This window comes from Arthrobacter sp. K5, assembly GCF_040448525.1.
GTDB classification, from domain to species: domain Bacteria; phylum Actinomycetota; class Actinomycetes; order Actinomycetales; family Micrococcaceae; genus Arthrobacter; species Arthrobacter globiformis.
Genome location: NZ_CP159279.1, coordinates 1939599 through 1951215, shown reverse-complemented (window position 1 = coordinate 1951215; position 11617 = coordinate 1939599). Strand labels below are relative to the sequence as shown.

Here is an 11617-nt window from a genome sequence, read left to right as displayed (position 1 = left end):
TGTTGGTCCCGAAGTACTTTGGGGGAGAGGTCAGCATGCGCATGAAACGGTAACGGCCCGGCTGTCGGGGCTCAGTATCATCCTGATGACGGCTTCACTCCTTGCCGTGCAGCCGGGCGGCCTGTTGCGGTTTGTCTGGATCAAGGTCCTGGTGGTCATTATTGCCGTCCTCGCTGGCCGCGCTGCTGATCGTTGCCCTGTTCAGCGCCTGCACGTGGATGAAAAGCCGGTCATGGGGATGGCCGAAAATCGCGGCCGGCGCGGCGTTGCCCGTGGCGGGTATCGCCGCCGGTGTCCTGCTGGCCCCGGCCGCCCGCGGCCGGCTGCTGTCAACGGGAACCGTGGACGGACGGGCCGCTGCAGGCGCTGGCTGCAGGCGGTTTTCCCTGCTGGTGCTTGTGGTGCTGCTGTCCGTGGTGTCCGTGGTGGCGGTGGTCCGCCGGATGAGGGTCTCACCATCTGCCTCCGCCCGGCGATACCTGGCCGTGGTGCTTGTAACGGTGGCGGCGTATGCAGTGGCGCTCCTGACACACTTCACGTCCATTGGTACCACGGCGCTGGTGGCCTTCCTGTGCGGCGGGCTCGTGGGGAGCGAGGCGGCCGCCGGATCTCCAGACCGCAACGGCTTCCTCCACACGTTTGCTGACGGGAAAATGCGAGCCGTTCCCTGGCTCGCGGGGGGCGTCGCTGGTTCTTGCCGGACTGGGGCTCGCTGCTCCGGCGACGGCTGCGGAGCGGTCCATGGGCGCTGGAGCCAGGGCGGCTGCAGGAGGGGACTATGCCCAGCGACACGGCGTTACTTGCGGCCCAGGCCTTCGCCGGCCCGGCCGCCGACGAGGAGCGGCAGGCGGCGCGCTACGCCGTCGAGTGGGGGACTCTGGCACGGGAACGGACTCCGCGCTCCCATGAGGCGGGAACGGCCCTGGCCCTCGGCCATCTCTACAGCGGCGAGGTGCCTGAAGCAAAGGGCTGGTGGCGCTTATTGCCGAGTCTCCCAATGCCACGGCGCTCTACATTCACCGTGGTGCAGCACAATTCGGACGTGGCCATCCGGCGGAGGCAATCACCGACTTGAACCATGCCGCATCGCTCGACCCCGCACTGGACACCCCGGGGAGGGTTCTGGCAAACATTCACCAGTGCTTGGGCAATAGCCACGAGGCTTTTGCTGCAACGCGGCGTACCGATGCACTGGCAAATCCGTAACTTACAATTCCCGCGCATATAATTCAGTGCTCAAGAATGCCGCAGGGAAATATCAAGATCAGCGCAGTTTTAGGGAAATACGCACCGCTGTTGCCGATTTCGTTGCAATGGAGGCTGCATGGCTATTTCGGGGATGCCGGAAACCTACTGCCGCGGCGGCGACGCCATGACCTACGTATTGGCCGTGGACACCAACGGCGCGCTCTGGCTGTACCGCGGCAACGGCCTGGGCGGATTCTCCGGCCGCACCGCCGCCGGGACCGGCTGGGACTAACCCACCAAGCGCGAACCTACACTAGGCCCCCACCGGAATGCGCCTCCCATGGGGGGATAAGCCGTCAAGATAACCCCAAGGTGACGGGGCTAGTGTCTGTTCATGGAGCACCCATATTCGTCCTTGTCGCCGCCCTAACCGGGTTTAGTCACCGCCAGGGAGAACCTGCTGGCCACGAAGCGCCTGCATAACCATTTCGGGAAGGCCGGTCCCCGAACACCGTGCCCGAGGTCACTGCCGCCAGGCCTGTCCTTAACGCGGCGGGGGCCGCGCCTCATAACTGCCTCCCGGCACCAGTGGCCGAGCGGCGCCGCACAGGATGGTCTCGATGTCTCTTACGCGCCGAACACGTTTCTCTGCTGTCATCATGTCCGCCGGCATCGCCGGCCTGGTGGCGTCGGCCCTCATCTCGCCGGTCGTTTCAGCGGCCGACGACGGCGACCCCCACCTGCCGTCCGTCCCGCTCCGGCCGTCGGTGGCCACCCCGCCCACTGACCAGTTCATCGTGAAGTTCAAGGACCCGGCCCCGTCCGGCTCCGCGCTCCGCGCCCAGTCCTTCGGCCGCGCCGCCGCCGAACTCGGCGCCACCGCGCAGGACCTGCGGGCCACCGCCGGCGGAGCCCGCGTGGTCCGCACCAGCAAGGTACTGGGCGAGGGCGATGCCGAGAAGATGCTTGCCTCGCTGCGCGCCGATCCCGCCGTTGCCTACGCCGAGCCGGACGTGAAGCTGCAGGCCAAGGTCGCGGACCCGAACGACCAGTTCTTCCCGTTCCAGTGGAACCTGTCAGCGGAAACCGGCGGAATCCGGGCCGCCCGCGCCTGGGACGTCACCCAGGGCTCCGGCCAGGTGGTGGCCGTCATCGACACCGGCAAGACGGACCACGTTGACCTGGACGCCAACATGCTCCCCGGCTACGACATGATCGCCGACGAAGACGACGCCCGCGACGGCAACGGCCGCGACTCCGACGCCACCGACGAGGGCGACTGGTCCACCGCCGGGCAGTGCGCCACAGGGTCCCCCGAAATAGCTTCCTCATGGCACGGCACGCACGTAGCGGGCATCATCGCCGCCGTCATGAACAACAACAGTGAAGGCATCGCCGGCGTCGCGCCGCGAGCCAAGATCCTGCCCGTCCGCGTGCTCGGTCCCTGCGGCGGCCAGCTCTCCGACATCGCCGACGCCATCGTCTGGGCCTCCGGAGGTACCGTGGAGGGAGTGCCGGCGAACCCGAACCGCGCCCGCGTGATCAACCTCAGCCTCGGCGGCACCGAAGCCTGCTCGCAGACGTTCCAGACCGCCATCGATACTGCGGTCGCCAGGGGTTCGGTTGTTGTCGCAGCGGCCGGCAACGAGAAGGCACAGGCCTCCACCTCCAGCCCGGCCAACTGCCGGAACGTCGTCGCCGTTGCCGCCAGCGGCCGCACCGGCGCGCTGGCGCCGTACTCCAACTTCGGATCCGCCGTCGACATCACCGCCCCCGGCGGCGACATGACGCCCACTTCCGCCGATAATCCGCGCAGCGGCATGCCGAACGGCATCATCTCCACCCATAACTTCGGTTCCCAGACCGTTGACATAGAGGACTACGTTTTCGCCGAAGGCACGTCCGCCGCTGCACCGCACGTGTCTGCCGCAGCTGCGCTGCTCATGGCCCAGATGGGCCCGACGGCGACACCGGCCGCCGTCGAGGCGCGGCTCAAGCGCACCGCACGGCCGATGACCGGCGGCTGCCCGCAGGGATGCGGAGCCGGGCGGCTCGACGCTGCCAGCGCGGTGCTGCACTTCAACACGGTCCTGGCCGTCGGCGACTTCAACGGGGACCGGAAGGCCGACGTCCTGGCCCGGGAGAACTCCGGCTTCCTGTGGCTGTACCCGGGCAACGGCGCCGGCGGCTGGCTGGCCCGCAAGCAGATTGGCTCCGGCTGGAACGCCTTTAACGCCCTCGTTGCCCCGGGCGACTTCACCGGCGACGGGCGCGCGGACGTCCTGGCCCGTGACGCCGCCGGCGCTCTCTGGCTGTACCCGGGCAACGGTGCCGGCGGTTGGCTGGCCCGCAAGCAGGTGGGCTCGGGCTGGAACGTGTTCAGCGCCGTCACCGGTGCCGGCGACTTCAACCTCGACGGGAGGGCGGACGTCCTGGCCCGCGACACCACCGGCGCCCTCTTTCTGTACACCGGCAACGGGCGCGGCGGCTGGCTCGCCAAGATCAAGGTGGGCTCGGGGTGGAACGGCATGACCGCCATCGTGGGTCCTGGTGATATCACCGGCGACCGCAAGGCGGACGTGCTGGCCCGGGACACCGCCGGTGTCCTGTTTCGCTACCCCAACAACGGCCGCGGCGGCTTCGGTGCCAAGGTCCAGGTGGGCTCCGGCTGGAACTCGATGACCACCATCACCGGCCGCGGCGACTACAGCGGCGACGCCAGGACCGATGTCCTGGCCGTGGACACCAACGGCGCGCTCTGGCTGTACCGCGGCAACGGCCTGGGCGGGTTCTCCGGCCGGACCGCTGCCGGCACCGGCTGGAACTGAGCCGCCACCGAGCGCGAACGAACACTTGAGCCCAACCGGTACCTGAACGGCGCCCCTTTCACTGTCCGCGGCCCGCGCCTCCCGTGGGCCTGAAAGCGTCAAGCGCCGGCAGGCCGTGGCCCCACCAGTCGAAAAGCGTGAGGTTGCTGTGCGTGTTGCCTACCCGGGCGTCAGCATTTACGCCGGGAAGCCACCCGGGTTCCCATATCAAGTAGCCCGCGCCGCGGCCGTTCGGGACTTCGCGTAACACGCGATTCAGTGCCTCAAAGAACCTTGCCTGGCCTTGCGGAGTGGGCGGATAAGCGTCCGCGTCCGGCAGCGCCTGTATGTCCGTGACGACGCTAGGCACGCCGCCGCCACTGGCCAGGGTCCAGGGGTACGCCGTCTCTGCAATGACGATGTCCCTGTTGTAACGCGCCTCGAGGACCAGCAGGTTCTGCCGGAGGTCGCGAAGGGAACCGTGCCAGAAGGGGTAGTACGTGAGCCCCAGGAGGTCGAAGGTCACCCCCTGACTCAGGAGGTGATCGAAGAAATAGACCGAGGAGTCGCGATCACCTCCGGTGTCACTGTGGATCATGATCTGGGGAGGGTGTGCAGGATTGCCGGCTCTGGCTCCTCGGATTCCCGCCTTGACCAGGCTGGCGAAATCAGACCAGTTTTCGCCGTCCGGGGAATAGATCCGCCCCGTCGGCCAGAGGAAGCCGTGCGTGATCTCATTGCCGATCTGGACAATCTCCACTGGTGTTTGTTGCTGCGCGAACTGCGCCACCACATCGCGGGTGTACGTTTCGACCGTTCGGGCCAGCTGCTCCTTGGTCTGCCCCTGCCATGCTGCGGGCATTTGTTGCGCCGTCCGGTCGGCCCAGGAATCGGAGTAGTGGATGTTGAGCAGCAGGCTCAGGCCGGCGGCGTGCGCCCGGCGGCCAAGTTCCAGGGCGGCGGCCAGGTCACTGGTGCCGGGAGCCGGATGCACCCAGACGCGCAGTCTGGCGTAATTCGCTCCCCGTGCCGCGAGGATTTGCTCGAGCGGGGCGGGCACGCCGTTGTCGTTCAGAGTCTGCTTGATTGCTTCCTCCTGGAGCGTAAAGGAGATATCTGCGCCCCGGATTCGCAAAGCCGGCGATAGCGCGCCGCCGCTCGTGGGCAGTGTGACTGCCAGCAGTCCGGCCGCCATGACGGCGCCGGTGAGGACGACGGCGCGCCTCCGCCATGGCCTGGGGTCTTGGTTTTCTGCTTTCACTTTCACTCGGGCACCGGCTAGATCTGAAGGAACGGATGGATGTACTGCGGGAACTGCATGACGGCGGCGACCAGTGGAACCCACACAGCGACTGCAACTGATAGGGGAGCGGCGGCCGTCGTGCTGATCGCGGTGGAGAACCGGGCGCCGGCGGCCTTGGCGCTTTCCTTTGCATGCAGCAAGGGAACGGCCAGCGCCACCACTGCGTAGGAGAGACTCCCGAGCAGGCAGAGAAAGACATAGCCGTAGGCGAACGTTGCGGCTTCTCCCACCAGCGCTGCGGTGGACATGAGCAGCGATATTGCGTAGTACGGCAGGAGAAGCCTGGCCGGCAGGCGGTCCAGGCCGTCTTGCGATTTGGGAGTGACTTTGAAGTCTATTTGGCGCGGCCTGATTTTTTGTCGGACTGCCGCAGCCACACCGTGGGCAATGAAGGGCCACCGCGCGAGCGTGTAGAGCCAGTTCTCCCAGCTGAGAACGGGAGCATTCCGCGGCCGCATGAGGCCCCAGCGCCGCATCAGGAAGGTGATGAGCACGAGCCAGACACTGATCAGGGACCAGCGGGCGAGAAACTCAAAGTAGTTCACATTCACCCATGGGATTCCGGTGACTGCCGCGATGATCGGCAATGACAGGCCGCCGACTGTGGTTATCGCGAGCAGCGGATAGTACGAAAGGGCGAAGATGAAGCGCAGGCGCAGTGCCCACGGAAAGCGGCGCAGATGACGGGGCAGCGTTTCGATAAGTAGGACCACCAGGCTGCGTGACCACTGGAATTCCTGCACGGCTTTGGCTGCGAAGGTGTGGGGTCCTTCGCCGTGCGCCTCGGCATTGTGGGCAAAAGCTCCCTGCCAGCCGGCGGAGTTGAGCAGGAAACTGGTGGAGAAGTCCTCAGCGAGTTCAGGTCCGATGCCTCCGATGTCCTTTATGGCGGCGGTTCGGACAGCATAGTGCGAACCTATGCACAGCGGCGCCAGTCCACCAATGTGCCCGGCCTGGAAGGGGCCGTGAAAGGTTCCTTCCTTGTGGACCCGGCCGCGGGCTGACCAGGACGCTGCGGCGTTCGTATCACAGATGCTGGGGGCGGCGACGTACCCGATGCTGGGGTCGGCGAACGGGCGCACCATTTCTTCAAGGTAGTTGGGCGCCGGGACGTGGTCGCAGTCAAGCTGGGCGACGACGTCGTAGGAACCATAGCCGTGCATGTCATAGAAGTAGGCGAGGTTGCCCTCCTTGCAGCGTGTTCGCCGTGGCCACTGCGGGCGGTGGTATTCCGTGACGTCGCGGCGGGTCGAAATCCGGACGCGGTGGCGGGAACACCAGGCTGCCGCCTCATCTGACGGGTCCTCGTCACAGAGCCAGACGTCGTAGGGCTGGGGATACTGCTGGGCCAGCATCGCCAGGAGGGTTGCCCTGGCCACGGGCCATGGTTCTGAGGGGGCCTTGGTCACCACGAAGGCGCAACGCAATTCGGGGACTGGCAGGGCCGGGTTGATTTGACGGAGCCTGTTCACTGCAATGAGGAAGTAGCTGGGCAGGTAGGACAGGTAGAACAGCAGGACTGAGTTCACCGCCAGGCCGAACCATCCCACGCTGTGTTCCGGCTGGAGCCACCACGTCCAGAAAGCCGTGAAGGCCAGGGCCCAGCCCAGTGTCAGCAGGGCGAGGATGATGCGTTGGCCCGGTTGCAGGATGTGGGTGTACAGGTGCCTGTTCCTGGCTAATCTCGGTGCCCGGCGGCCGCTCAGCAGCGGACCGCTGGACGTTGCTGTCACCATCGTGCTGGTCCGCTGCATGGCGTAGTCTGCCCGGTGGCGGGGTGCCTTCTGCGTGCCGGACGGCTGCAGCGGCCGCCACATTTCGGGAGCTGGCAGGACGGGCATGGTTTTCCAGCTCATGTGGCCCGCCCGATGCTGAGTTCGCTGCTTTGGTAGCCCTGGGGGTGTTGCTCCTGGAAACGCCACGCGTCCCGGCACATGTCAGCGAGGTTCCGGCGCGCGGCCCAGCCAAGTTCCGTGTGCGCCATCCTGGGTGAGGCAACCAGCTCCGGCACGTCACCGGGCCTTCGCCCGACCACCCGGTAGGGGACCTCATGCCCGGTAACTGTACTGAAGGCGTGCACCAGTTCGAGGACAGATGTTCCGACGCCGGTGCCCAGGTTGTACCGGCGGAACCCCGGGATGGGGCCCTTCTCGAGGGCTTTGCGATGGCCTTCGACGACGTCCATGACATGGATGTAGTCGCGGACGGCGGTACCGTCTGCTGTCGGGTAGTCGGAGCCGAAGATCAGGAGTTCCTTGAGCCGGCCGGCGGCCAGTTGCGTCAGGAAGGGCACGATATTCCCTGGGACCCCTGCCGGGTCTTCGCCGATTTCACCACTTTCGTGGGCACCGGCCGGGTTGAAGTAGCGCAATGCGGTGACGGACCATTCGCGGTGCCGGGCGCAGAGGTCGTCCAGGATCTTTTCGCACATCCATTTGCTTTGTGCATAGGGATTTGTGGGCCGTGCGGGTGATTCCTCGGAGAGCGGAAGCCTGCCCGCCTCCCCATATATGGAGCATGAGGAGGAAAAAATGAGGTGCCGCACGCCGGCGTCGTTCATGGCATTGAGCAGGCTGAGCATCCCGGTGACGTTGTTGCTGTAGTACTCCAGGGGCCGGTTCATGGAATCACCCACTGCCTTGTGGGCAGCGAAATGGATTACGACGTCGATTGGGTGGCTTTCGAAGATCCGTTTGAGTTGGGATTCGTCCGCGATGTCGGCTTCGTAGAGGGCCACGTCTTTGCCCGTGACCTGCTGGACTCGTTCGACCGCTGCGCGGGTACTGTTGATGAAGTTGTCAACGACTATCACGTCGTAACCGCTAAGCAGCAGATCCAGGCAGCAGTGGCTGCCGATGAAACCGGCACCGCCGGTGACGAGGGCAGTGTGGTTAGCCATAGTGGTTCCTCCTCTTCCAATCACCTGGTCGGGCGTCCCATGGCGCGGATTGTCCACCCGGCGGCCCGCCAAAGGTCTATGTCCAGGGCATTCCGGGCGTCGAGGATCTGCGGGGTCGTAACGAGCGTCGAAAGATACTGCGGGTCCAGTTCCCGGTATTCCTGCCATTCCGTCAGGTGGACGGCAAGCTGCGCTCCTTCAAAGGCCTTCTGAACTTCCGTTGTGTAGTTCAGGGCCGGATGGCTTGTTCGGGCATTCTCGATGGCTTCCGGATCGTGAATCCGGACGTGCGCCCCGCTCTCATGCAGTGCGCTGGCCACGTACAGCGCCGGCGAGTCCCGGATGTCATCGCTGTTGGGCTTGAAAGCAGCTCCCAGCACTGCGATTCTCTTGTCCTTGAGTGAGCCGCCAAGCATCGCACGTGCAAGGTCCACCGCGCTTCGGCGACGGCTCACATTAACGGCGTCCACGTTCTTGAGAAACGTCAATACGTCCTCGACGCCGAGTTCTTCGGCGCGCGCCAGGAATGCCCGGATGTCTTTTGGCAGGCATCCGCCACCGAAACCCAACCCGGGGGCCAGGAAGCGGCTCCCGATCCGTGGGTCATGGCCCAGCGCCGCGGCCAGGGGCACAATGTCCGCCCCCACCGTTTCGCAGACCTCCGATATTGCGTTGATGAACGAAATCTTCGTGGCTAGAAAGGCATTAGCTGACACCTTCACCAGCTCAGCCGTGGCGACGTCGGTCGCAATGTAGGGTGTTCCGGCATCAAGGATTTCCGCGTAGACCTGCCGAAGCGTGGCCTCTGCCTCGGCGGATTCAACGCCAACAACCAAGCGGTCCGGGTGCAGCGTGTCGTTGACAGCAAAGCCTTCGCGAAGGAACTCCGGGTTCCAGGCGACCTGGACACCCTCTGCTGCCGGGGCCAGGGCTGCGACCATGGATGCAAGACGGGCGGCGGTGCCAACGGGAACAGTGGACTTGCCGACGATCAGGCAGTTGCGCGATAAGTGCGGCGCCAGTCCTTTGATGACTGCGTCGACATACGTCATATCGGCCGCGGCCGATCCGGAACGCTGAGGTGTTCCAACGCACACAAAGTGGACATCACCGAAGTCGGCAGCCTCGCGCAGGGAAGTGGAAAACCGCAGACGTCCAGCATCGATGTTCTCCCGCAGGAGGTCCGGGAAGCCGGGTTCGTAGAATGGGGCGACGCCGTGGGCGAGCTGGTCGATTTTGGTCGCGTCGACGTCCACACCCAGGACGTCGTGGCCGAATTGTGCCATGCCGGCGGCATGGACGGCACCGAGGTATCCGGTGCCAATGACAGTGATGCGCATAGCTGACTCCTTGGACTGCGCGGGTGCGGACAAGGCCGCGCACGCAGGGCTGGACGAGGTTTGGGCGGACGAGGTTTAAGCGGGGGAGGCGAGTGGAGAACGATCCGCCGGCAATGATTCTCTGGCGGGGGTACCTTCGAACTGGGCACCGGCGAGGCTCTCGGCCGCTGCCGAGACCTCCCGTCTGTGGGAGCGGAAGTAGCGGATGGTGTGCTGGAGGCCCTCTTCGGTGGAGACCCGGGGCTCCCAGCCCAGCGCACTTGCAGCGAGGGTGATGTCCGGGCGGCGTCGACTGGGGTCATCGACCGGGCGCTGGTGGAACTCGACCGGGGACGATGAGCCGGTTATGCCCAGGACCAGCTCTGCCAGCTCCAGGACCGTTCGCTCCACCGGATTGCCCAGGTTGACCGGGCCGGTCTCATCGCCGTCGAGCATGGCCAGTATTCCTCGAATCAGGTCGTCGACATAGCAGAAACTCCGCGTCTGCTCGCCGTCCCCATAGATGGTCAGCGGATCCCCGTTCAGGGCCTGCGCGATGAAGCTCGACACGACCCTTCCATCCTCGGCCCTCATCCTGGGGCCAAAAGTGTTGAAGATCCGGATGATCCCCACGTTCACGCCGTGGGTGCGGGCGTAGGCCATCGTTAGGGCTTCAGCGAAGCGTTTGGCCTCGTCGTAGACGCTGCGGGGACCTACTGAGCTCACGTTGCCGCAATAGTCTTCTGTCTGCGGGTGGACGATGGGGTCGCCATACACTTCGCTGGTGGACGCAAGAAGGAACCTGGCACTCTTCCTTTCCGCGAGCTGTAACGCGTTTTCAGTCCCCCTGCTGCCTACAGCCAGGGTTTCCAGAGGAAGCCGATGGTAGTCCGGCGGAGACGCGGGGCTGGCAAGGTGAGCTACCACGTCCAGAGGGCCGCTTACCTGCAGCGCTGTGCTGACGTCTGCCCGCAGGAAAGCAAACTTCCTGTCCCCGATGAAGCCGGCGATATTGTCCCGGCGTCCCGTCGACAAATCGTCAACGCAAATTACGGCGTCACCGCGTTTTAGCAGTTCCTCGCATAGATGGGAGCCAAGAAAGCCAGCTCCGCCCGTCACTAAGACACGCATGATTTTCCCCTGAATATGTTGATTCCGCGATTGAAATGCGTGGCAAACGCGAATAAACAGCGGGCCACCTTCGGCGGGCCCGGGAGCGGGCGCCGTTCGTTTTGGAATGAAGTGTCCGGGCCTTCGGGCCGGTCAGGAAAACGTACGCCACTAATGACGCCAGACAACGAGTAGCAGTTACCTGCATTTTCGGTGACCCCACCAAAAGCGAAACGCAAATGACACAAAACTACTCAGGTTCGCTCCCATCAGCTCGCACCTGGCTGTCACGCATGACCGCGGTGGGGATGGTGTTAGGGAACGGTGCCCACGGGAGCTGTGGGGTTGCTTGAAACCGCAGACTCGACCTCAGGAAACTTGGAGATTTAACAGAGTAGTCACGCAGAAGACGGCACTGATTTGGGCGGATACGCAGTTTGTGACGCGTCATAGAGACACATGACGTTCAGAATTCGTGAGGAGGCTGCATCGGAGTTGTGGAGGGAGGGTCCGGCTGGTTGCGGTTATGACCGGCCGCGCGAGCGATGTACTCGTCCACAGCCTCCTCAGTAACACGGTAGGAGCGGCCGAAACGCAACGAAGGAAGTTCCCCCGTCCGTAATAGGCGGTACACGGTGGGCCGCGACAACCGGGTCATATAGGCGACTTCTGCGACCGTCAGCAGGCGGGAAGGTCGGTCTGCGGCGTTCACGGGCGGCTCCTCGGAAAATGTTGAAAGTCGACCGCCGTTGGGAAGCGGTAGGCAAGAACGAGTTTCCACTGCCCGTCTTGGAGAAACCTTCTGGCCCCCGGATCCTCTTCAAAAGGTGTCTTTTCCCTCCAAGGTAAATTCAAGAAGTCTGGGTGGGTTCTTTCCTCAACATCAGCGAAGGATTGACGCAATACCCCAGGTGCGTCTGCAATCCGGTGTTACCTTGTGAAGTCACTTGACGGCACGCGTAACAGGCTCCGGGTGGCGCTTGGAGCCTAA

The 11617-nt window shown here is 64.6% G+C and carries 10 protein-coding genes; 3 read left to right on the top strand and 7 right to left on the bottom strand.

Annotated elements, in window-relative coordinates:
* Positions 1–94 precede the first annotated feature (94 nt).
* A complete protein-coding gene (locus ABRP34_RS08740; protein ID WP_353712912.1) occupies positions 95–622 on the bottom strand; it encodes a hypothetical protein in 528 nt (175 codons plus the stop codon).
* 350 nt (positions 623–972) lie between these two features.
* Between ABRP34_RS08740 and ABRP34_RS08735 the strand changes: the two genes are divergently transcribed.
* The 3 genes from ABRP34_RS08735 to ABRP34_RS08725 all read left to right on the top strand — a co-directional run bounded on the left by ABRP34_RS08735 (position 973) and on the right by ABRP34_RS08725 (position 4016).
* On the top strand, positions 973–1206 hold the full coding sequence (locus ABRP34_RS08735; protein WP_353712911.1) for a hypothetical protein: 234 nt from the start codon (positions 973–975) through the stop codon (positions 1204–1206).
* Between the two features lie 118 nt (positions 1207–1324).
* On the top strand, positions 1325–1480 hold the full coding sequence (locus ABRP34_RS08730; protein WP_353712910.1) for a hypothetical protein: 156 nt from the start codon (positions 1325–1327) through the stop codon (positions 1478–1480).
* A gap of 328 nt (positions 1481–1808) precedes the next feature.
* Positions 1809–4016, top strand: coding sequence for a S8 family serine peptidase (locus ABRP34_RS08725; protein ID WP_353712909.1), 2208 nt, complete (start codon positions 1809–1811; stop codon positions 4014–4016).
* A 58-nt stretch (positions 4017–4074) separates the two neighbouring features.
* Here the strand turns inward: ABRP34_RS08725 and ABRP34_RS08720 are convergent, their stop codons facing one another.
* The 6 genes from ABRP34_RS08720 to ABRP34_RS08695 form a co-directional block, all read right to left on the bottom strand.
* The gene (locus tag ABRP34_RS08720; RefSeq protein ID WP_353712908.1) at positions 4075–5256 is read right to left on the bottom strand and encodes a glycosyl hydrolase 53 family protein; all 1182 of its coding nucleotides are present in this window, start codon (positions 5254–5256) and stop codon (positions 4075–4077) included.
* Between the two features lie 17 nt (positions 5257–5273).
* Positions 5274–7154, bottom strand: coding sequence for a glycosyltransferase (locus tag ABRP34_RS08715; protein ID WP_353712907.1), 1881 nt, complete (start codon positions 7152–7154; stop codon positions 5274–5276).
* Positions 7151–8197 carry a UDP-glucose 4-epimerase GalE gene (gene galE, locus ABRP34_RS08710; RefSeq protein WP_353712906.1) on the bottom strand — a complete coding sequence of 349 codons (1047 nt, stop codon included), beginning with the start codon at positions 8195–8197 and terminating at the stop codon, positions 7151–7153. Before galE ends, ABRP34_RS08715 begins: the two co-directional genes overlap by 4 nt.
* Before the next feature lie 20 nt (positions 8198–8217).
* On the bottom strand, positions 8218–9537 hold the full coding sequence (locus ABRP34_RS08705; RefSeq protein ID WP_353712905.1) for a UDP-glucose/GDP-mannose dehydrogenase family protein: 1320 nt from the start codon (positions 9535–9537) through the stop codon (positions 8218–8220).
* Between the two features lie 75 nt (positions 9538–9612).
* Positions 9613–10647 (bottom strand): UDP-glucuronic acid decarboxylase family protein, encoded by a 1035-nt coding sequence (locus ABRP34_RS08700; protein WP_353712904.1) that lies wholly within the window; start codon positions 10645–10647, stop codon positions 9613–9615.
* Positions 10648–11092: 445 nt separating this feature from the next.
* Positions 11093–11284 carry a helix-turn-helix domain-containing protein gene (locus ABRP34_RS08695; protein WP_353713336.1) on the bottom strand — a complete coding sequence of 64 codons (192 nt, stop codon included), beginning with the start codon at positions 11282–11284 and terminating at the stop codon, positions 11093–11095.
* Between the last annotated feature and the right edge of the window lie 333 nt (positions 11285–11617).